Origin of the sequence: Mucilaginibacter sp. KACC 22773 (assembly GCF_028736215.1) — a bacterium.
Taxonomy (GTDB): domain Bacteria; phylum Bacteroidota; class Bacteroidia; order Sphingobacteriales; family Sphingobacteriaceae; genus Mucilaginibacter.
Genome location: NZ_CP117883.1, coordinates 2019057 through 2042457, shown reverse-complemented (window position 1 = coordinate 2042457; position 23401 = coordinate 2019057). Strand labels below are relative to the sequence as shown.

General features: G+C 42.5%; 19 protein-coding genes. 14 read left to right on the top strand and 5 right to left on the bottom strand.

The window, feature by feature from the left end:
• The first annotated feature begins 166 nt into the window (after nucleotides 1-166).
• The 11 genes from PQ469_RS08880 (at nucleotide 167) to PQ469_RS08830 (ending at nucleotide 13031) form a co-directional block, all read left to right on the top strand.
• Nucleotides 167-1333, top strand: coding sequence for an alpha-xenorhabdolysin family binary toxin subunit A (locus PQ469_RS08880; RefSeq protein ID WP_274212635.1), 1167 nt, complete (start codon nucleotides 167-169; stop codon nucleotides 1331-1333).
• 79 nt (nucleotides 1334-1412) lie between these two features.
• Nucleotides 1413-3803, top strand: coding sequence for a hypothetical protein (locus PQ469_RS08875; RefSeq protein ID WP_274212634.1), 2391 nt, complete (start codon nucleotides 1413-1415; stop codon nucleotides 3801-3803).
• Nucleotides 3779-4468: a hypothetical protein gene (locus PQ469_RS08870; protein WP_274212633.1), complete on the top strand. Its 690-nt coding sequence runs from the start codon at nucleotides 3779-3781 to the stop codon at nucleotides 4466-4468. The genes PQ469_RS08875 and PQ469_RS08870 overlap by 25 nt, the downstream gene beginning before the upstream one ends.
• Before the next feature lie 275 nt (nucleotides 4469-4743).
• Nucleotides 4744-5463, top strand: coding sequence for a hypothetical protein (locus PQ469_RS08865; protein WP_274212632.1), 720 nt, complete (start codon nucleotides 4744-4746; stop codon nucleotides 5461-5463).
• 61 nt (nucleotides 5464-5524) lie between these two features.
• Nucleotides 5525-6229: a hypothetical protein gene (locus tag PQ469_RS08860; protein WP_274212631.1), complete on the top strand. Its 705-nt coding sequence runs from the start codon at nucleotides 5525-5527 to the stop codon at nucleotides 6227-6229.
• Between the two features lie 187 nt (nucleotides 6230-6416).
• Nucleotides 6417-7547 carry a tRNA guanosine(34) transglycosylase Tgt gene (gene tgt, locus PQ469_RS08855; protein ID WP_274212630.1) on the top strand — a complete coding sequence of 377 codons (1131 nt, stop codon included), beginning with the start codon at nucleotides 6417-6419 and terminating at the stop codon, nucleotides 7545-7547.
• 83 nt (nucleotides 7548-7630) lie between these two features.
• A complete protein-coding gene (locus PQ469_RS08850; protein ID WP_177183827.1) occupies nucleotides 7631-8734 on the top strand; it encodes an LptF/LptG family permease in 1104 nt (367 codons plus the stop codon).
• A gap of 85 nt (nucleotides 8735-8819) precedes the next feature.
• Complete coding sequence (locus PQ469_RS08845; RefSeq protein ID WP_274212629.1) at nucleotides 8820-9722, top strand: DMT family transporter; 903 nt, start codon at nucleotides 8820-8822, stop codon at nucleotides 9720-9722.
• 1066 nt (nucleotides 9723-10788) lie between these two features.
• Entirely contained in the window at nucleotides 10789-11067 is a 279-nt protein-coding gene (locus PQ469_RS08840) for a LapA family protein (RefSeq protein ID WP_274212628.1), read from the top strand.
• A gap of 4 nt (nucleotides 11068-11071) precedes the next feature.
• Nucleotides 11072-11959, top strand: coding sequence for an NAD(P)-dependent oxidoreductase (locus PQ469_RS08835; RefSeq protein WP_274212627.1), 888 nt, complete (start codon nucleotides 11072-11074; stop codon nucleotides 11957-11959).
• 187 nt (nucleotides 11960-12146) lie between these two features.
• The gene (locus PQ469_RS08830; RefSeq protein ID WP_274212626.1) at nucleotides 12147-13031 is read left to right on the top strand and encodes a polysaccharide deacetylase family protein; all 885 of its coding nucleotides are present in this window, start codon (nucleotides 12147-12149) and stop codon (nucleotides 13029-13031) included.
• Between the two features lie 394 nt (nucleotides 13032-13425).
• Here the strand turns inward: PQ469_RS08830 and PQ469_RS08825 are convergent, their stop codons facing one another.
• From PQ469_RS08825 to PQ469_RS08805, 5 genes are all read right to left on the bottom strand, one after another.
• Nucleotides 13426-15312, bottom strand: a complete 1887-nt coding sequence (locus tag PQ469_RS08825) for a S9 family peptidase (RefSeq protein ID WP_274212625.1) — start codon at nucleotides 15310-15312, stop codon at nucleotides 13426-13428.
• Between the two features lie 129 nt (nucleotides 15313-15441).
• Nucleotides 15442-15963, bottom strand: coding sequence for a hypothetical protein (locus tag PQ469_RS08820; protein WP_274212624.1), 522 nt, complete (start codon nucleotides 15961-15963; stop codon nucleotides 15442-15444).
• Between the two features lie 378 nt (nucleotides 15964-16341).
• Nucleotides 16342-16839, bottom strand: a complete 498-nt coding sequence (locus tag PQ469_RS08815) for an FKBP-type peptidyl-prolyl cis-trans isomerase (protein WP_274212623.1) — start codon at nucleotides 16837-16839, stop codon at nucleotides 16342-16344.
• A 25-nt stretch (nucleotides 16840-16864) separates the two neighbouring features.
• The gene (locus PQ469_RS08810; protein ID WP_274212621.1) at nucleotides 16865-18874 is read right to left on the bottom strand and encodes a thioredoxin domain-containing protein; all 2010 of its coding nucleotides are present in this window, start codon (nucleotides 18872-18874) and stop codon (nucleotides 16865-16867) included.
• Between the two features lie 205 nt (nucleotides 18875-19079).
• Nucleotides 19080-19820, bottom strand: coding sequence for a hypothetical protein (locus PQ469_RS08805; protein ID WP_274212620.1), 741 nt, complete (start codon nucleotides 19818-19820; stop codon nucleotides 19080-19082).
• A gap of 578 nt (nucleotides 19821-20398) precedes the next feature.
• On the opposite strand from PQ469_RS08805, the gene PQ469_RS08800 reads away from it, so the two are divergent.
• From PQ469_RS08800 to PQ469_RS08790, 3 genes are all read left to right on the top strand, one after another.
• Nucleotides 20399-22360 carry a M1 family metallopeptidase gene (locus tag PQ469_RS08800; RefSeq protein WP_274212619.1) on the top strand — a complete coding sequence of 654 codons (1962 nt, stop codon included), beginning with the start codon at nucleotides 20399-20401 and terminating at the stop codon, nucleotides 22358-22360.
• A gap of 181 nt (nucleotides 22361-22541) precedes the next feature.
• Nucleotides 22542-22952, top strand: coding sequence for a response regulator (locus tag PQ469_RS08795; protein WP_274212618.1), 411 nt, complete (start codon nucleotides 22542-22544; stop codon nucleotides 22950-22952).
• A 27-nt stretch (nucleotides 22953-22979) separates the two neighbouring features.
• A complete protein-coding gene (locus PQ469_RS08790) occupies nucleotides 22980-23339 on the top strand; it encodes a response regulator (protein ID WP_090649313.1) in 360 nt (119 codons plus the stop codon).
• Nucleotides 23340-23401 lie beyond the last annotated feature (62 nt).

The following is a 23401-nucleotide window of genomic DNA, read 5'->3' as shown; positions in this document are numbered from 1 at the left end:
TGCATTATCAAATAAATCGCAATACCGGGGTTATAAACAAATAATTCAAAAGGCCCGGGCATTGCCTGGTACGTTGAGTTTTGTTTTTTAAGCAACCGGTGTCAGTCGACGTTTTGCTTCAACACAAATTAATATAATCTATAAACCCAATTTAACTTTCAATTTTATGTCAAACCCAACAATCGATCTTAGTCCGCGCGACCTGGCTAAAGGCACCACCTTCGTGCTATCTACCAATGAGTGGTTATCAATACAGGTATTTGTTACCGGTGCCATGTTATTACCAACTACCACTGCGCTTCTGCAAAAAACACTGCCTGCAGTACCATCCGGAGGCATTGAACAATTTGAGCCCCTGGTGAAGGGTTACAAAAACCTATATGACATTTGCGACACTTTTGATACTGTTACCAAACCCGACAGCGTAAAGTGCGCTTCAAACCTCATCGCTTACAATGTTAAAGTGCCGATATTTTACCGGGCTATTTTAGCATTGCTGTTAAAAATCGAGGCCGACCCAACTGATACCGTATCAATCAATCAGCTTAAACAAACGCTACAGGTAATGATCAATGAAGCCCAGGCTTTTTCAACCCATGCTACCAATGTTGCAGCGGCCATGCAAAAATTTTCTTTAGATACATCAGTTAACGAAGCGGCAATTGGCACATTGTTTAAAACTTATAGCGACAAGATATCAGGAACAAGTGGAACTATTAAAACAATGCAAACCCAACTGGCCCAGGATAAGGCTGACCTTGCCGACGCGGAAGACGAATATAAGCACGATATTATTGTAGCTGCCACATCGGCAAGCTACGCCTGGATTTGGCCGTGTGGATCTATTGCCGCAGGGATTGTGGCCGGAATTTATGGCGACAAGGCAACCAAGGCAAAAGCAAGAATAGACGCACTTGGCGACCTGGTGAACAGCCTTGAGGCTAAAATTGCCGCCGACGCCACGCTTGTGCTCGATTTAACCCGCATTAACAACGATATCACCGGCATCACTAAAAAAATAGATGACGCCTTGCCGGCCATTCAGAAAATACAAGGCATGTGGAACGCGCTGAAGGATGACCTTTCCAGCCTACTGGCCACTATTAATGGCGAAATTAAAGATATGCCATCATTTATTGCGGGGCTTGGTATCGAGGCGGCTATAGTATTGTGGCAGCAAGTAGCCGACGAGGCTAATGCTTACCGCATTAACGCTTATATTACTATAGTACCCAACCCTACAGTGGCTTTTTATGCTGCCGATAATCTTGAAAGGTTGCTGACCCGGAAAAACAGGGTGAGCATACACCAGAAAGAAAGTGCGTTAGCATAAAAACAAAATGTGATATAAACACAAGCCGGGCAAAAAAACCGGCTTGTAAACTTAACCTACACTTTTTAATTCCCTTAAAATGGCAATTTCAGTACATGACAAAAAAGACTGGGCCGATTATTATAAAAACGCCCAGCTATCAAAAGATAAAATACCATGCACAACCGCTACAATCCCCTTTAACGGCCAGCTTATTTTTCGCGACCTGTTTGTGGATATGGACGAAGTATTGGCAAGCGCCGATAAAAACAAATCGGTTATTGTATATATCATAGCAGATATTGTAAAGATGCCGGCTGCCAATATCCAGCTTTTTAACCGCGGGATATTTATCATCAGCCGCAGGCTGGTTTGCAATTCATCGGTGGTTAACATCGATTTTAGCTCAATCAATGCTGCAACTTTTATGCTGTTTGCCACAGAAATTAGCGGCAAACTTAAAATAAACACTTTAGGCCCGCATTCCGATGAAAATAAAAATTTTTCCATCGCCGATTTTCCAGGCTTAGGTATTCATGTTAAACACGCTAATTACAAAACTCAACTGGTTGACTTGTATTCAAAAGACCTTAAACTCATTACAGATAACCCCGTACATCCCCTGCCTGGCATAGAGTTGCAGCTCACACTTTCCTCTCTTTACCAGTTTAGTACACGCCTTATAGATGCCGAACCAGGCGCAGCAAGGGCTATACTTAGCTGGGTTAAGGCCGCTTCTCAAAATAACGTTGTCCTCGCCGATCTTTATTACCAAAGCTCGGCCTTGTTGGGCGAACTTACGCTTGAAGCAAGTAACTTAAATTTTATACCGCAACTTAGCCCTGCCATTTACGAAACACTTGCCACTGCCTATCTGGCATCTGTTGGCAATTATGAAACTCAATACAACCTGGTAACCCAGGACGCGGTAAGTAAAGCCGATCAGATTAGGGCCGGAAACCAAATGCTTACTTATTTTAATAATACCGCTGCATTTACCGATAGTTTAATAAAACAAGCTGTATCTAACCTCGATGCTGCAAAAAATGCATACGAACAGGCACAAGCCAACATGACATCGGCAAATATAGCCAGTATGCGGGCTGCCGCCGACTTTAAGGCAGGCGTAGCGATATGGGAGCGCGACCAAACCTTAAAAGCTGCTTTTCAGATATGCATGGCTTTGGGCACTTTTGCAGCATCCATAGGGGCAATGTGTGTTGGCGATGTAGCCGCTGCAGGCGCTACCGCCGGTGCGGTGGCCAAAGCAGGAGAAGCCGCCGCTGCGGCAGCAGATTCGGCAAAAACAGTATCAAAATTTGCCACGGCTATCGGCAACTTATCCAAGGCTATGTCAAAGCTCGAAAACATAGCAAAAATGCTGCAGAACACTTTTAAATTCATGAATGATTTAAGAGAGGTTGCCAAAAGCATGGATTATACTAAAGCTGTTACCGACTTTGAGATACCTGATGCCGGTGACATTTCCAGCCAGGCCGAGTGGGACATTTTTCGGTTACAGGTAGATGATATGATGAGGGGTGCAGAAGGTGAAAGCATTGCCGGCGCTACAGAATACCGGCAGCAACTGGATATCCTTTCGATATACGGAAAGGCGCAATCAGCCGCGCAGGCAGCCATGGTACAGGTTACCCAGGAATTGGCCAGGCTATATATGCAAAAAAAGGTAAGCGCAAACATGATTGAATCTTATAAAGACTATCTTAAAGCGCTGGAAGGAGATATCGCGACAGATAAAAACACCCTGCATAACGTTTATGTATTGCAGATGAACATGAAAACTTATATGTACCTGGCTATCAGAAATTATACCCGGGCATATAAATACTGGGCCTTGCAGGAATCCACGGTCGCTCCTTCTATTTTAAAAACAGCCGCGCAACTTACCAATGATCTGGCCTCGATGAAAACGGATTATGCGGAGGCACTGGGGAAATTTGAACCGAAGCCGCAGGATTTTAAAATATCCGAAGAGGGCTATAGTATCCATATTACTGATGCGGACGCAATTGCGGCATTTATCAAAGATGGGCAAATTACCATTGCTGTTGGAACGGATTCTGAACTGTTCCAGGATATGGACCGGGCCAGGGTAACCAGCGTACAGGCGTTAGTACATGGCATCGACGTTGCTAAAATGCTTAAGGTAAGCATTCGCACTTCTGGTGTATATGCCGACCAGTACAAAAAACAAAAATTTAGTTTTAGCAGCAAGCCCGAAAAACTCACATTCGGATATCATGAAGAGAATGGTAAAATTATCACCGACATTCCGGGCGAGATTAGTAAAGAACTACAGGCCGCTTACTTTCAACCCTCCCTTTTTACAGAATGGACTATCTCGGTAGATAAAAAGGTGCCCCGTAACCAGGTAAACAAAATAACACTATCATTTGCAGGCTCTGCAATACAAACAAAGTCGCTGAAAAAAAACAGTATAAAGACATGGGAATTACAGGCAGATCACTGATAACTTTTGATATGGGGGCGCTATTTACCATACCCAAAACGGATATGGATGCCATTAAAGCCCGTGTAAAAACCTGCAAACAGGGAGAGGCTATTGAGGACGTGATTAAGCAGCACCTTCCTCATTTTCCTGATGCACTTGCTGCAGCCTACCTGTGGGACACCGATATTGCCCCGCAAATGAAAGCTCAATGTAACCTGTTGATGGGATACGCCTCAAAAGCCAGGGCTGATTTTTCGGAACTGGATAATACGGTGCAGCAATTGATTAAAGATAAGCAGGATATGACACCCGCAGTGCAGCAACAGGCAACGGTAGCGATAGCGGCTTTATATGGCTCAACCCAGGCTTTATCTGCTTCTTTCATCAATATTGTAAATCAGATAGTAGCCTTCAATAAAGCCAACCAAAGCCTCGATATTGATATTGCCGGTACAGAATTTGGTTTTATGAAAGAAATAACCGCAAGCTTAGCGGTGCTTGACCATGCCACCGGAAGCATCCGGGGGGCATGGTCGGCACTTGCCGATGACCTGGAAGCCCTTGCAACAACAAGCCCGGTTGATTTTACAATCCCCCTCATCGCCGGGCTGAACATTTCTGTAGCCATTGCAGCATGGGATCAGCTTCAAACTGAGTGCGATGCATTTTTGAGGTCGCAATAAACGGTTATCGCATTGGGGAAATCGCGGTTACAGGTTTTTCGCGCAGAGTTGCAAAGATCGCTAAGAAACTCCTAAAAATAAAAAAACAGACCGTCGTCGCGAGGTACGAAGCAATCCCAAACTATGTGGGACTTTGCATGTCGGGGATTGCTTCGTACCTCGCAATGACGGATAGTTTACTATTGATTAGCGTCTTTGCGCGAAATAAAACTTAACATTTTTAAAGCCTTTACAAGCACATTTTACTTCCATAAACCAATTTAATCTACAAAATTATGCCTCCAATTAACTACGCCAGTCCCATGCAGGGGAAATTATTTTCACTGGCACAAGGCAAAGGCAGTATAAGTGGTCTTTTTCAGGACGAAGTTATCATTTGGGTGCCCAGGCCCGGTTACATGCCCATCCCGCCGGCAGAACGTGTAGATCTGGGGATAGACAGGATTACAGATATTATGAGTAATAATATAATTGATAGCTGTATCCAATGGTCATTCATTAGCCTGACTGGTAATAAATTTATACTCACCTGCCGTAGCCCGCGGACAGGCAAAACTCACGTAATGACTTGCAGCGAGTACCCCAATATTTGCCAAACGGTTAAAGTAAATCATTTTGATCTTCCTGTTAATACAGAAAATGTAGACCGGGCCAATCAGTTCACATTGACCTATGTAGAACAAAGTCCCTGTTTTTTTTATTTAAAAAATGCCGATAACTTATACCTGGCCACAACAACAGAATCTGTACAGATATTGGGGCTAAACATTGGGATATTAACCTTTTTTACCGAAGATCAAAAAAACAACCCGGCTATCAACGCCAATTGCGTTTGGTTTATCGATACCATCGTTGACAGGATTCGCCAGGTGGCCGGTGATATCGTTTTTATCGACGATCAGGATATTAAACGGCCTGTATCGTTTGCCGATATCTCTGAAAAAGTGAACAAAACTATTGACATGGCTTACCTTAACACCCTGATGGGAAGATGAGTTAACCCCAAATTAGCCAGCATTGTAAATCTTATTCTATAATCAATTAATCTACTATATCATGCCCCCAATTAACTATGCTAACCCAATGCAGGGTAAACTATTTTCACTTGCACACGGCAAAGGCAGCTTAAGCGGTATTTTTCTGGATGTTGTTTTTATTTTGAATCCCAGGAACGTTTACGTACCCTTAGATAGCGGGATAGACAGGAGTACACATATTGTTAGTAATAATAGTATAATTGATGAATTTATACGATGGTCATTTATCAGCCTAAGCGATAACAAATATATGCTAACCTGCCGTAGCCCACGAACAAGCAAAATCCATGTAATGACTTGTAGTGAATATCCTAATTTTTACAAAACTGTTAAAGCCAATACTTTTGATCTTCCTGTTAACATCGAGGATGTAAACAGCGCAAACCAATTTACCTTGACCTTTGTAGAGCAAAGTCCCTGCTTTTTTTATTTAAAAAATGCCAACAACTTATACCTGGCAACCACCACAGAAACTGTGCAGGTATTCGGGCGGACGATAGGGTTATTAACCTTTTTTTCTGAAGAACAAAAAAACGACCCTGCCATCAACGCCAATTGTATTTGGTTCATCGACACCCTTGTTGACAAGATCCACCAGGAGGCTGATCATACCTTTTTTATTGACGATCAGGATGTAAAAAGGCCTGTATCGTTTGCCGATATCTCTGAAAAAGTGAACAAAACTATTAATATAGCTTACCTTAATGAGTTAATGGGAAGATGAGTTGACATAAAGGTGCGGGCCTCCTTCCCCAATAGCATTAAGTTAAAAACTCCCGATGATTAAGCCCACCTTAATTCTTTCTGCCGCTTAGCAGAAAGAATTAAAAAAAGTGTAGTTAAAGTCTCTCCAACCAGGGGAGATTTAGAGGGGGCTGGTAGTTTTTTTTTGCTAATTTTACCCCCTCGAAATGAAATTTAAATTAGCAGCACAAGATCCTCTATCAAAGGCCCGTGCCGGTGAAATCACCACCGATCATGGCACTATTGAAACCCCCATATTTATGCCCGTTGGCACGGCCGGCACCGTTAAAGCGGTGCATCAGCGCGAGCTTAAAACGGATATTGAAGCACAAATTATTTTAGGAAACACCTATCATTTATACTTGCGCCCCGGCCTTAATACGCTGGAAAGCGCCGGCGGCCTGCATAAATTTAATGGCTGGGATGGCCCTATTTTAACCGATAGCGGCGGTTACCAGGTGTATTCGCTTACCGAAGTACGTAAGATAAAGGAGGAAGGCGTAACCTTCCGTTCGCATATTGATGGGTCAAAACACCTGTTTACACCCGAGAATGTGATGGATATTCAGCGTGTTATTGGCGCCGATATCATCATGGCTTTTGACGAGTGTACCCCCTACCCCTGCGAGTATGGTTATGCGCGCCGGTCGATAGAAATGACGCATCGCTGGCTTAAACGCTGCTGCGACAGGTTTGATAGCACCGAGCCAAAATACGGCTATAGCCAAACACTTTTCCCCATTGTACAGGGCTCGGTTTATAAAGATTTAAGGGTAAAATCGGCCGAAGTTATTGCTTCATTTGAGCGCGAAGGGAATGCCATAGGTGGCCTTTCGGTAGGCGAACCAGCCGAAGAAATGTACGCCATGACCGAAATTGTATGCAATATTTTGCCCGAACACAAGCCTCGTTACCTGATGGGCGTAGGCACCCCCATCAATTTGTTGGAAAATATTGCCCTGGGAATTGATATGTTTGATTGCGTTATGCCTACCCGCAATGCCCGTAACGGCATGCTTTTTACCAAAAACGGCATTATTAATATCAAGAATGAGAAGTGGAAAAACGACTTTAGCGCGATAGAAGACGACAGCGATTTATTTGCAGATAAGGAATACAGCAAGGCTTATTTACGACATTTGATCCACTCGGGCGAGATGCTTGGGGCGCAAATTGCCACCCTGCACAACCTCCACTTTTATCTGTGGCTGGTAAAAGAAGCGCGTAAAAAGATCATCAGCGGCGAGTTTTATGCCTGGAAAAACATGATGGTGGGCCGTTTAGGGCAGCGATTATAATTGCAGGACGATCAAATAATGCGCCATAAAAAGCGTTGCTTACATAATATAAACCATGGCTTTAAAAAACATTTAATCTGCCGATGAGGACTTTTATACACCGGTACCTGATGGTTATCGACAGGTTTATTATTAAAAAATACCTGGGCACATTTGTGTTTACGATGGCCATTTTCGCAGCTATTTCGGTGGTGTTTGACATCTCCGAGAAGCTGGATAACTTCACCAGCAGGCACGCCACGCTGCACGATATTGTATTTAAATACTACGCCGGTTTTGTGCCTTTTTACCTCAATTTGCTATCGCCGCTGATTAACTTTTTGGCGGTGATCTTCTTTACGGCCAAGATGGCAAACCAAACAGAAATCGTTCCCATCCTGAGTGGCAAGGCCAGTTTTAACCGCTTTTTAAGGCCCTATTTTATTGCTGCATCGCTCATATTTGTGGTATCTTTTTTTGCCAATGTGTACCTTATCCCGTATACAAACCACCTTAAAAACGATTTTGAAAACGCCAACGGAATCACCGATAACGACCCTACCAAGAGCGAGGTGCACATGCAAATTGATAAACATACCTTTGTTTACCTGGCCAATTACGACCCAACAGTGCACACCGGCTACACCTTTATTATGGAGAAATTTAACGGCGATACCCTGCGCGAAAAGCTCATTGCCCAGCAGGTAACCTACGATTCTGTAAAAAGGATCTGGGCTTTAAAGAACTACGATGTTAGATATATTAAGGGATTAAAGGAACAATTTATTCATAATCCCGGCCAAAAAGATACAGTACTGGACATGCACCCAACCGACTTTATTGTGTACGATAACGTATACGCGGCGATGTCATTAAGCGAGCTGAACAAGAATATCGATAAGGAAAAGCTACGCCGGCCGGAGGTTTTAAACAACCTTTATTACGAAAAATATCACCGCTTTGTGTACCCTTTATCGGCATATGTTTTAACAATTTTGGGGGTCGCCCTATCGTCCCGCAAGGTGCGTGGTGGGGTCGGATTGCCCTTGGGGATTGGGATTTTGTTGTGTTTTACCTACATCATTATCGAGAAATTCTCGATCGTATTTTCGATAAAAGGTGGTGTCCCGCCAATTTTTACGGTGCTAATTCCTAATACATTATTTGGTATTTTAGGCTATTATGTATTGTTAAAGGCACCTAAATAGTTTTAAAAAACATCGCATAAAACTTGTTCTGAACTGAGTAAAACTTGGTAAAAGCTGTAAAAACTTGAAATAAATTGCAATAAAATTGGATAAAAATACCCCAAAAGCACTCAATAAGAACCTGATTATACTCCATTTCACAGTTTTTATCTGGGGTTTTACCGGTATTTTAGGTCAATTAATCACCATTTCGGCAGTACAATTGGTGTGGTACCGGGTGCTAATTGCCTTTGTTTCGTTGTTTTTATATTTTAAATTCAGCAAAACCGACTTTAAAGTTGAGCGAAAAACCATGCTAAAAATGGTTTTTACGGGCGCTTTGGTGGGCGGCCATTGGATACTTTTCTTCGCTTCCATCAAGCTTTCTACGGTGCCGGTAACACTGGTTTGCCTCTCCAGCATCACTTTGTTTACTGCCATTTTTGAACCCCTGATTAACAAAAGCAGGATCTCTAAACTGGAAATCATGGCGGGTTTATTAATCATTACCGGCATCATTTTAATTTTCAAATTCGAAACTCAATACACTAAGGGAATCATAGCCGGGCTGGCAAGCGCAGTTTGCGCGGCGCTTTTTGCCATTATCAACTCGCGTTTTGTTAAAAAAAGTGAGGCTCCTATCATTGCCTTTTATGAGCTCACAGGAGCATTTTTTTGGATCTCAATGTACCTTTTTGCAACCAACGGATATAACCAAAAACTACTTTTAAAACCGGCAGATATTGGCTACCTGGTACTGCTTGGCACGGTGTGCACCTCGCTTGCTTATGTTGCCGGGGTATCCGTCATGCGCGAACTTTCGGCCTTCCGGGTAGCGCTCATCACCAACCTGGAGCCGGTATATGGCATCATCATGGCTTTTATTTTCTTCGGCGATATGAATAAAATGTCCATCGGTTTTTGGGCGGGTTCGGTACTTATCCTGTCCACCATCTTCTTGTACCCGGTTGCACAGTCGCAAATTGCAAGGCGCAAAAATCGCGGCTAATCTTTCCATTATCTTTAGCGTTACGCTGTTCTTTTGAATCAGTTCTCCCTGTTATTTTTATTGGCTGCCGGTAGTCCCTTTGCCAAAAAAAGTTGTTGTTCATCCAGGTATTCTTTGCGCCAACAGTGCCTGAGTAGGGGATAAATTCATGTGCCATAAAATGCCATTTTTAAGCCCTGTGAGCGATTGTAATTTTTCGGCACATTCCAGCCTGTTTAAATCAACGTGCGTCGATTAGCGCCAAAATTCAATTTTCAGTTAGTGTATTAAAATTCAAAAATGGAAAACTATTGGAGAAATACCAAAAGGAGATTTATATCTGATAATTTCTTTGATAAAAATTAAAAATTGTGTTTTTAAAAAAATTTTATTTAATTAAAAATCAGAAATTTATATAATTTATCAGAAGTAAAAATTAAACAAAAGAAAGCTAAGTTAAACCGTAAAAAACTAAAAAAATTAGCAAGTAAAAAAAATGTCAATTAATATGCATATATAAATCATTAAATGAGATACTTAAAGCATGTTATTTAATCAAAAAATACAGATTCAGAATTAATACATAGCAATACATCAAAGTGTACCGAATGACAAAATGAGGATTCTAATTAAATGAAGGCAGGTATCGGTTTTGTATACAGGACCGAAAAATGAGCAGCAAAAATTTACTTCTCATCAGCGAATACAGCGCGTGAATCTGGCTTTTAAAAACGCCGAAATATTAAAGTTAAAATCGTACACCGCCATAAAAAACGCCAACAAAAATTGTCCAGCAATGACGACTGCCCGGCCACTTCCCCACCAATAAAATTCACAGATGAAATCAGTCCGATTTTTTTCGCGACGGAATTTCGCTTCAAATTCCTGAGGTGAAAAAATACATGTACAGACAGAAAAATCAGATCGGGAATAATCACAAATTTGGAACATCAAACTACCGGCCGTCCCACAGTCTCAAATCTCACATCTAATATCTCAAATCTCTCTCCTATCTAAAACGCCCTTTTATTTCAACATTAAAAACTGCATCTTGTATTAACTGTTAACTTTAGCAAATCAAAACATCATGAGCATAAAAACCATCACCATAGTTATCATCACTATTTTGCTTACGGCCGCGCTTGCCCAAAATACCGACAATGTAACTTTCGCATTTTTGTTCATGAGTTTCAGGGTATCCAAACTGGCCATCATGATCACCATGACCCTTGTAGGTTTTGTCCTGGGCTTTATGGTTGGCCGCCCCAAAAAAGCAAAATATGATATTGAAGGTTACCACGACAACATCCACCAAAAAGAAGATAAAAATACACTAAGTGACGAAGACAGGGACTACATTAACTAACACTATGAAAAACAAAATCGGATTTATCGGCCTTGGCAACATGGGCATCCACATGGCCAAAAACCTTATCGAGGCAGGCTACCATCTGCAAGTCCATAACCGCACCCTCAGCAAAGCCGACGAGCTTGACCAGGCCGGCATCACCAAATGCCAAACACCTGCCGAGGCGGCCGCCGGTGTACCTATCGTGATCACCATGTTATCGGAAGATGAGGTGCTGCGAGAATCGGTTACAGGGCCCGACGGAATTTTAAAAACGCTACAGCCAAATGCTGTGCACATATCCATGAGCACCATCTCGCCCGAAACGGCCGTTGAGCTGGCCAAAGCCCATGAGCAGGCGGGCAGCCATTACCTGGCTTCACCAGTGTTCGGAAGGCCCGAGGCGGCAGCGGCAAAAAAGCTTTTCATTTGCGTTTCCGGGCCGCAGCAGGTAAAAGATATTGCCAAACCAGTACTCGATTGCCTGGGCCAGGCCATACACGATTTTGGCGAAGAAGCTGGCGGCGCCAACGTGGTGAAGATTGCCGGCAACTTCATGATCATGGCATCAATGGAGATGATGGCCGAAGCTTACACTCTTGCCGAGAAGAATGGCCTTGACCGTACGCAGGTGGCTAACTTTTTTGGCTCAACGCTCTTCAACGCCCCCATTTACCAAAACTACGGCAGGCTGATTGCAAACAAGCAATATGAACCCGTAGGATTCAAAGCCAAATTAGGCTATAAAGACGCCCGCCTTGCCTTTAAACTGTCGCAGGCGAGCTACACACCCATGCCACTTGTAAACGCCGTGCACAGCCGCTTATTAAGCGCCGTGGCAAAAGGACTTGGCGACAGGGACTGGGTAGAAGGTTTTGGCCGCGGTGTAAGCGAAGATGCAGGACTTTAGGATTTCGGAATTGGGATTTTCGATTTCGGATTTAGTTTGATTACAAATTTGAAATGAGATTTTTTGATTCAGGGTGTAGGAAATTTCCGTCTTGATTCTTGACTCTTGATTCTTAACTCTAAGAAAATCTCAATAAAATCCTAATTTCGCCGTTGTTGAACTAATTAAAAAAAACATCCACTATTTTATGATAAAGAAAACATTTGTATGGATGGCAGTTTGCGCATTGGGCGCAACCATGTCATGCCAGGGAAAACCAACCGACAAGTCGGCCAGTGCATCTGCCACAAGCCCTACGCCTGCTTCGGCCGCCTCTGTAGATAACAAAGCTGTGATGGCCCGTAAACAGGTGCCCATCGTTTGCTACCACCAGATACGCGATTGGAAGCCTACTGATTCCAAAGGAGCCAAAGATTACATTGTTCAGGTTGCCGCATTTAAAGAGCATATAAAAATGCTGGCCGATAGTGGCTACCATACCATCCTGCCCGATCAGTTGTACGCCTACCTTACCACCGGCGCGGCGTTGCCCAAAAAACCAATCATGCTTACTTTTGACGATACCGATCTTGACCAGTTTACCATTGCCAACCCTACGCTTAAAAAGTACGGTTTTAAGGCAGTTTATTTTGTGATGACAGTATCGTTAGGCCGCCCGCATTATATGACCGCAGACATGGTTAAAAAGCTATCAGACGAGGGCAACGTAATTGCCAGCCATACCTGGGATCATCACCGGGTAGATAAGTACTCGCATAACTCTGAAATTAAGATCAAAGGCAAAAACGGAAAAATAACCACGAAGCCAGTTGACGACTGGGTTACCCAGATTGACAAGCCTACCAAAAAACTGGAAGAAATTACCGGTAAAAAAATAGAATATTTTGCCTACCCATTTGGTGTATGGAAAAAACCGGTATTGCCGGAAATTCAAAAGAAAGGTTTTAAAATAGCCTTCCAGCTTGCCGATAAACGCGACCCTGATTATCCGCTGATGACCGTACGCCGTATTTTAGATAGCGGCTACTGGACAACTAAAACTTTCAGCAATAGCGTAAGGAATAGTTTCTAAGCCCCCTAACCCCCTGAAGGGGGAATGTAAAACGGCCTTTCTTTTTTGAAGAGGGGCCGTTTTTTGTGATCATCGCCACTTCAATGCAATTGGTTATTTCGTTAATAAGATAAAGCATTGAAAGCCATTTTACAATTTGCCATTGCGAGTACATATCAGGATGATCCTGAAAAAACAGGGATTACATGTTGGCTTTAGAGCCTCGCAACAACCATGTCATTGCGAGCGTAGCGCGGCAATCGCGAACTCTGCAAGTCCACCCTGTATAGTTCGCGATTGCTTCGTTCCTCGCAATGACATAGATTGCGTTAAAAACAACATTGATAATCAGTTATTTATAATCATGTCAATATAAAGAACGAAGCAATGACATCAATGTATAAAGTTATTAGTCCTACTTTTTCCCAGCCAAATACTTATCTAAAAACGCGAGGGTTTTGTTGGCTGTTGTTATCTGGTCTTCTTTTTTGGTAAAGCCATGGCCTTCGTTGGGATAGGTGATGTATTCCACCGGTACACCGTTCTTTTTAACCCCATCCACAATTTCCTTACTTTCAATGGGCAGCACCCGCACATCATTCATGCCCTGGAAAACAATTAGCGGCTTGTTGATGGTTTGGTAATGGAACAAAGGCGAAATCTTTTTCAGGTGTACACTATCAGCCGTGTAGGGATCGCCCAATTCCTCGTAAAGGGCTTTACGCTGGGCCTCCCAGTACGGAGGGATACTTTTGAGTGTCCGCATCCAGTTGGCCACGCCAAAGAGGTCTACACCCACTTTAAATTCGTTAGGGTGAAAGGCAAGGGCACCCAGCACCATGCAGCCGCCGTAACTACCACCCAGTATGCCTATTTTGGCGGTATCGATGTAGGCTTGTTGCTGCAACCATTTTTTACCCCAGATGCAGTCCTTTAAATCGCCGTTGCTGTGGTCTTTGTTATCCAGCTTGTAAAAAGTTTTACCATAACCGCTGCTGCCCCGGTTATTAACCGCCAACACCGCGTAGCCATGGTTTACCAAAAACTGTATTTGATTACTAAAGCTGGTTGTGGTTTGGCCGCCCGGCCCTCCGTGTATCCAAAGTATAGCCGGCACCGGTTTATCTTTGCCGGCATTTTTGGGTTTGTAATAAATCGCCGGAATTTCCAACCCGTCAAAAGATTTAAAATGGACAACTTCTGCACTTACCAAATCATCACTGCTTACCGCCGGGTTTAGTGTGCGGGTTATCGGTTTTAATTCCTTCCTATCAAAATTGTAAACGTACAGGTTATTCGGGCTTGTGCTGCTACCTACCGTAAGCATTATGTTTTTCTCGCTTGGCGAAAACACTGCCGACTTAGCCTCGCCATCTTTAATTTCCGGAAAATCCATTTGTTTACCGGTACTATTATCAAACAGCAAAACCTTGGTTTTACCATCGGCATTTACATACACGGTGTAATATTTTTCCAGGTCGCTTAGCTCCATGCCAACAACATCCCAGTTGGTGCTGTAAACTTTGGCGGTTGCCCCGGTTACCAGGTTATATTTTACCAAATAACTAAATTCGCTTCCGTCGTTGGTAATGTAGTACAGGCTCGAATCGCCTTTGGTAAAAGCCGCCGGGTACCAGGTTGCGTCTTTATCGTTGCTTAGCTTTTTGGTGGCTTTTGTCGTTCTGTCATAAAGGTACAACTCATTTTTATCAGTCGTGATAGATTTGGTTAATGTGATGTACCGTTCGGATTTTGAAACAGGGCCGGGCGAATAGCCGTCGTTGTTTTGATATAACAACTCATCTTTCCAGTTTTTCGCATCAAGTTTATAAACGTCAAAAAACTTAGGGTCGCGCTTGTTACTTACAACGTAAAGGTACTTTTTATCGGTACTCCAGCCGTTTGTACTATTGGTAGTGTTTGCCCAAGGTGTAAGATCCTTCACCGGCGAGCCATCTGCTTTTTGCAGGTAAATGTGACTATTTTCGTTACCACCCTGGTCGGCGCTGTATAAAAAATCGTTGGTGCCCGGCACGTAGCCTATAGAAAAATAGGAATCTTTAGTTGAATGGGTGAGCTGTTTTGATGAGGTATCGGCCAAATTAATGGCGTAGATGTTAAATATCCCCGTGCTGTTGTCCTCTATCAGCACTTTGGTTTCATCGGCATTAAAGCCCGCCCCTGCTATTGATTTATTGTTATACAACTGCTCAATGGTGTATGATTTTACATCGGCAGGCTTGTTTGTGCTTTTGCAAGCGCTGAACATTACAGCCACGGCCAGTAAGGATAGGTATTTCATTTTTAGGTTTAATTTTCAGCAAGTTACAGCAAATATCCTATAAAAAGCAAACGTGTTAAACCTATTTTAAATGAGACTCGACAACTTAAGCCGACAATCGTTTAAATAAATATTTAGTAAAAAAATTAACTAAACAGTGTAGTTTTTACCAATTAACAAATCGCTCAATTCAGTCTCAAAATAATCTGTAATTACATAAACCTCCTCCGTTCCGTCGAAAAGCAGGTATGCGCGAAAATCCAGATCATAAATCGATTTCACTGGGTAATTAATCGCCTTTACCCTTGCTCTATTTGTTTTCATCGTGATACTTTGCGAGGGCTTGTCAACAAAAAACAAGATTTGGTAAGGTGAGGTAATTATTTCGATCACATCTGTTGATACCTCAATTGCTACCGCCGTTTTGACTACAGTTTTTCCGGGTGAACTGATTTGAGCATACTGAATGCCGCCAATTATTAACACGCCAAGTGTCATAGTAACAATAAACACAGCATCAATTGTTCTACCTCCTTCAATATATAGCTTGATGGCAAGATACCCAAGCACCAATATCATAATAAAAATATTTCTGATGCGCATTTTAATGTCACGACTAATACAATTGCGTATGGTATCGGAACTAAAACTTCCTAATTTTTCGTTAAGCATTTAAATAACATTACGTAAAGATACTTGTAACTACCAACGTATTCAAAAATGTCTTAATGAAAAGATTTCAGGTCTCGCAAAGCCATTTTATATCTCTTGGAAGAGATATAAATAATTTACGCAACATGCTTTGGTTTCTACCAATAACATCATGGGCGTTGCCTGCGGCCGCGCTTTACGCTTATACTGCACAGGCATTAAGCGCGGGGCAGGTATTCGCTGCAATCGCTAACGTGAATTGTCTGAACCAGAATTTCCAGAATTAAAGAATTAACTGAATAAAAAAAACAGTTATGCCGCACACATGCATAACTATAGGGCACAAAAAAAGCCCGCTATTCACATAACGGGCTTCCAAATATTTTACGATCAATAAACTTAGTGAGCGTGATGACCATCCGGACCATGCGCGTGGCCGTGCGATAATTCTTCTGGCGTAGCCGGGCGTACGTTCAGGATGCTGCCTTTAAAGTGCAGTTCCTGGCCGGCCATAGGGTGGTTAAGATCGACAATTACCGCATCTTCGGCTATTGATACTACCTGGGCCTGAAAACGGTTGCCATTATTATCCTGCAAAGGCAAAATAGTACCTACTTCAGGTAATTCTGCACCCTGGAACATTTCTTTAGGCAGGTTGGCTACGGCTTCCTCATCATATTCGCCATAAGCATCGCCTGCAGTTAAACGGAATTCATAAGTATCACCTGTTGAAAGGCTGCTTAAGTTTTCTTCAAATTTGGGCAGCATCTGGCCGGCACCAAACAAAAAAGTTAAAGGTTGTTCTTGTGTGGCACTTTCTGTTAAAGTTTCGGTACCATCCTGGTCAACATACAAATCGTAAGTTAATGACACTACGTGCTGTGGTTCAATCTTCATTGTTACTGTTTTTATAAATAAGCAATCAGGCCTGCATTTGTTTTAGTGCATCGGCCGTGTTATTAGCAGGTAATCCGCAGGTTTTATCTATACAAACAAAAATTTGTGTTGATTTACCAAACTTATCCTGTAACAAAGGTAAACTTCCTTTTGTACCTCCCAATATAATTTTATTGGGTATGTAATTATTTTCAAGTTCCTTTCTTACAGTTTCGGCTTCGGAGCCGGTTACGGCAACTTCATAAATACCATAAACTTCATCAAGCAATAACATAGTCCAGTTTGAATAAGCCGTACCATACTTTGCCAACTGTGGCATAATGTTGCGTAACAGCTGTGCCGAAACCGCTGCATAATTTTCATTATCAAAAAGCAGGCCCAATTTTTTAAGGTTGCGCGCCATTGCCGAGTTACTGGCCGGCGTAACCCCATCCATAATTTCAGATTTGCGGGCTATCAATTGCTCATCATCATCGGCGGTATAAAAGAAAACACCATTGGCTTCATCGTAATAATGAGCCATTGCAGTATCGGCAAGGGCTTTTGCCTGCTGCACCCAGTATTCATTAAAGGTAACTTCGTACATGGCTATAAGGCCATCAATGATGTTGGCATAATCGTCCAAAAACGCTACAGGGATACCTTCAATCACCGGACTGCCGTAAACCCGCGATAGCCTGCCATTTTGACCTATAAGATTATTCATGATAAAATCGGCGTTCTTCAAAGCCATTTCCAGGTATTTCGGTTCAGCGAAAGACCGGTAAGCTTCGCACAGGCCTTTCAGCATCAAACCATTCCATGATGCCAGTATCTTGTTATCCAAACCTGGCCTGATACGGTGGCGGCGGGCTTCAAACACCTTTTTGCGGGATGCTTTTACTTGTAATAACAAATCATCCAGCCCTAAGCCCAGCTTTTCGGCCAGTTGCCCGTCCGTTTCTTTTCTAAAGAGCACGTTGGAGTGTTCTTCTTCCCAGTTGCCGTCTTGGGTAATATGGTAGTAAATGCAAAACAGGTCGGCATCGTCGCCTAAAATGGTTTCAATTTCGGTTTTAGTAAAAATATAGAACTTACCCTCTACCCCCTCGCTATCGGCATCAAGGGCCGAATAAAAGCCCATATCCGGCGATGCCAATTCAGCCGCTGTGAAATGAATAATTTCATCAACCACTGTTTTATACAATTCATCGGGCTGCCATGTGTAGGCTTCGGAGTACAGGGTGATGAGCTGGGCGTTATCATAAAGCATTTTTTCAAAATGCGGCACATGCCAGCGGCCATCAACCGAGTAGCGGGCAAAGCCGCCGCCTACATGATCGTAGATACCGCCGAAAGCCATTTTATGCAAGGTTAATTTTACCTGTTTGGCAATTTCGTCGTCGTTGGTCAAATGCGCATATCGCATCAGCAATTGCCAGTTATTGGGCATCGGGAATTTGGGCGCATTGCCTGTACCTCCCTCCTGCCTGTCGAAATAGCGCTTCCAGTTATCGCCGATAACTTTCAGGTCGTCCTTTGTGTAGTCCGGCTGATCGGCTATAAACTGGATCGATTCATATTTTTGGATGCCGTCTGTCAGGCGAACGGCGTATTCCTCCGCTTCCTCCGGTTTTTGTTTATAAAAATCGGCCAGGTTAAACAGCAGCGATGTCCAGTCGTTTTTACGGAAGTAGGTACCGCCATAAATTGGCCGCTGATCGGGCAGGCAAATACAGTTTAACGGCCAGCCGCCGCGGCCGCTCATGAGTTGCACGGCGCTCATGTAAATCTGGTCTACATCCGGCCGCTCTTCCCTATCAACCTTAATACAAACAAAATACTCGTTCATTACGGCGGCCACGGCTGCGTCCTCAAAGCTTTCGTGCTCCATTACGTGGCACCAGTGGCAGGCCGAGTAGCCAATGCTTACCAATATCAATTTATTCTCGGCTTTGGCCTTATCCAGGGCTTCTTTACCCCAGGGGTACCAGTTTACAGGATTGTTGGCATGCTGTAATAGATATGGAGAGGTGGAATTTGCAAGTTTATTCATAGCAGATGGTATTGCGTTATCAATGCAATGTGCGAATATAATTGTACCTGTAGGTTAAAGCGGGATTATTTGGAAAAGTTTTAGGGGAGGGATGTTGAATTGAAACTAATTTGATTGTAAGTTTTAAAATAGCAAAACAGCGGCAGCTTTTACATTACTGTCAATCTTCCCTAAAAACATCGAATTAACTGGTTAAGTTATCAAGTTAATATTTAATTATTGAGTCTTTGCTGAGTTCGAACCATTGACCTCCGATAAAAACGTATTTATTGTCCTCTAAAATTACTTCAGGAAAATTACCTTGAATTTCACGTCTATAGGTTGTGTCGTGATAAATAACCTTTAATGTATCGTATAAATCGTCCTTTATACTATAAAATATCTTTAATTTTTTATCAAAATGCAACTTACTGCTACTTGTATATTCATAATTTGTTTCAGGATTGATTGATGAAATCGATTTATCTCTTATGCTTGCTGTAAGCACATAATCTTTTTTATGATCTGCTAGTGCAAACTTTACATTATAAGTTTTAACCAATTCCGATTCCCAATCCGTATATCGCAACACGTGTAGTGCTTCATACAACTTATTATTACTTACACAAATTATCAATGAATTTCCAAGACCGAAATTTGAACCTCCCCTAACTTCATAATTTATTTTAATAAATCGTTTACTCAAATAGGATGTTTTGGGCACCACATCCCAATAATCAAATACCTTAACTGTATCTTTTAAATATATTACACACAAAATATTATGCACGTAATCAGGTAAAACTTTTACTCTTACTATTTTACCTTCAAGAGATTGAATGTTAAAAGTTCTTGTATCTTTTTTAGACTGAACTATTCTGTTTTCCAGTAACTCATCCTGGGCCAGCAGCACACTTTTAGAGATGAATAAAATAAGGGGTAAAATCAATAGGAAACGTTTGCTCATCTATCAAAAATTAGGTTACAGGTTTAAATTGCATTGCTTGCTATATATATTATTAGCAGATATTTTCTCGCTGGGAGCATAGCTGCGCTACAGGCTCCTATATGCGGTTTGTATTTAAAACCTACGGTAACAAATATTTATAAACCGAAGGTCTTGATGCATCAATCTCTTTTGCACGGATTTTTACTAAATTCAATATGGCTTTTTTTCGTAAAGGCTTCGCAACTAAAGCGTCATTACCTGCCTTCTTATTTATCGTCGGCCGATTGCTCATATGTCGTTGCTTTACACAAATATACTTTATCGATTATTATTTCAAACTAACCGATTTCCATTTTGACTAAGTACTTACCAAGTGTACCACCCCGTACCAGGGTGTTTCAGGCCGTACCACCCCGTACCACCCCGTCTCATGGTGTTTCAGGGTGTTTCATTCCCAGTGGGTACACACAGTTTGTTGGTATTACATAGTACCTCAATTATGTTAAACCCATTTAATTCCACTTACTTAAGCTTCCAAATTACCAACTTCACAATTTATTTCCCTTTATTTGCGGTTTTTATTATTGACTGACAAAATGCGCTATTTAAAACTGATCAACATTTTATGTGCTGTTGGCTTATTTGCATCGGCAAACCCGGCATCGGCACAAACCGACTCTGTTAAGTATAATCACCAGGAATCATTTGGCCCCATTACCTGGCCGGTAACCGGGCAAGGCACCCGCTCAAATGCCGGCAAACCATCGCCAACTTATTGGCAAAACCGCGCCGACTACCAGATTAAAGCCGCCCTGAACGAAGGTAAAGATACCACCATTACCGGCGAAGTTACCATCACCTATACCAACAACAGCCCCGACCAATTAGACTACCTGTGGCTGCAACTTGACCAGAATTTATTTAAACCCGACTCGCGCGGCGCAGCGGTAACCCCCTACACCGGCGACCGCTTTGATGTGCGTGGCTTTAGTCGTGGCGGTTACCACATAGGCTCGGTTGAGGTCACCTACAAAGGCGAAACTTATAAAGTTACCCCGGTTGTAACCGATGCCCGTATGCAACTGCGCCTGAATGCCCCAATGGAAGGTAAAGGCGAAAAAATAAGCGTAAAAATCAATTACGATTTTGCTATCCCTTTTTATGGTGCCGACCGCATGGGCCGCAAAAAGTTTAAACAAGGTTATGTTTACGAAATTGCCCAATGGTACCCCCGCATGTGCGTTTATGATGATGTTGAAGGCTGGAACACCCTGCCCTACATGGGCCTTGGCGAATTTTATTGCGAATACGGCGATTTTGACTATTACATAACCGCCCCCGCCAATATGGTGGTTGTAGGCAGTGGCGATTTGCAAAACCCCGAAGAAGTATTATCGCCTGCACAGTTGAGCCGCATGGCCGAAGCCAAAAGCAGCGATAAAACAGTAATGCTGATTAAGCAGAATGAAGTTGGCAAAGCGGCAACCCGTCCGTTTAAGGGAAGCCTTACCTGGCACTACAAAATGCTTAACAGCCGCGATGTGGCCTTTGGCGCATCAAATGCTTTTATATGGGATGCTGCAAGGGTTAATTTCCCATCGGGCCGTAAGGGTATTGCTATGTCGGCCTACCCTGTTGAGAGTGCCGGCGTTGATAGCTGGGGCCGGTCGACCGAGTACCTGAAAAACAGCATGGAGATTTACTCAAAAGCTTATTTTGAATACCCATGGAACTCGGCTGTGAACGTATCTGGCGTTGCCCTTGGCATGGAATACCCCGGTGCTATATTTTGCCTTGGCGGCCTTAAAAAAGGCCAGCTGTGGGGAGATGTTACCCATGAAATTGGCCACAACTGGTTCCCGATGATAGTGGGCTCAAACGAGCGTAAATACATGTGGATGGATGAGGGCTTCAACACTTTTATTAATGAATATGCCTCGCAACAATTTAACAAAGGCGAGTATAACGATACCAGCAAACAGGCGCAACACATTTTAGGTATGTACCGCAACAGTAAAGATCCGCTGATGACCGCGCCCGAAGCCATAGGCCTGAATGATTACGGCCAGTACTATGTTAAAACCGCTTTAGGTATGGATATTTTGCGCAACGTGGTTTTAGGTCCCGAGCGTTTTGATTATGCATTTCACGAATACATTAAAAACTGGGCGTTTAAGCACCCGTTGCCTTATGACCTTTTCCGCGCGATGAACGATGCCAGCGGCGAAGACCTAAACTGGTTTTGGAAAGGCTGGTTTACTACTACCTGGAAAATTGACCAGGCCATTACCGGCGTTAAATATATTGACGATAACGCTGCAAATGGGTCGCTGATCACCATTACCAACAACGAAAAAATGGCCATGCCTGTCGACCTGAAAATTAACCAGGCCAACGGTAAGGTTGAAACCCTGCACCTGCCGGTAAACGTTTGGCAGCGCGGCGGAGTATGGACGCTTAAATATCCATCAACATCAAAAATTAAATCAATGGTGATTGACCCGGAACACGAATTACCCGATGTTGATTTGAAAAACAACGTGTATTACGGGGAGTGATTTTAATTGTTGAGTTACTGATTTAGTGAATTAGTGATTTGTAGCATAAAAAATGGCGATGTGTTAAAACACATCGCCATTTTTTATGTACCCGTTTTAATTAAAAGTTGTAACAAAATAAATTCATTCCCGTATATACAACATATTGGAATATTAATGTTGTTTAATAGTTTATCGGCTGATGGGAATTATTGATTCGGGTGTGAGCATTCTTGTCATAGATGACGAAGAGTTGGATTGCGTTATCGTAAAAGCATTGATGAAAAAGGTGCTGATGGATCCTCATATTGACTCTTTCCAAAATGGCAAAAGTGCAATAGACGAGCTCAGCAAAATTAATGAAAACAACCCCGGGCAGCTTCCGGATTTTATTTTTCTGGATCTGGCTATGCCGGTAATGGACGGGTGGCAATTTTTGGCCGAATTTGACAGGTTAAAAATTGACTCGTTAAAGAAAAGCAAAATCTATATACTTACCTCGTCTGTAAGCGTCGACGATGTAACCAGGTCGAAAGAGAATCCTCTTGTAATCGACTTTATAAATAAGCCGTTAAATTTTGAAAAAATAAAAAACATTTTTGCCGATTCGTGAATTTAATATAGCATATATAATATTCACATGGCTAAAAATATTTTGATCATCGAAGATGATGACGACATTCTTGCCGTGCTCACAACCGTTTTAAATTTCAATAATTTTTCGGTCAGCGGCATCAATCGTACCGATGATATTATCGGATCGATAAAAAACTTCTCGCCCGACCTGGTTTTAACCGATTATATGTTGCCTGGGTTAAACGGCGGCCAAATTTGCATCCTGATCAAAAAAAATAAAGAAACCGCCCATATCCCCGTGGTATTAATATCCGCATATCATGAAATGGCCATATCACTGGCAAACTTTGGTTACGACGCTTTTATACCGAAACCCTTTGATATTAACAAACTGGTAAAAACCATCAATAAGTTTTTGAATTGATCTTTCCCAGGCTGTTAAACATAGCAATCGGGGTTTAAAATTTCATGATCAATGATATTGCG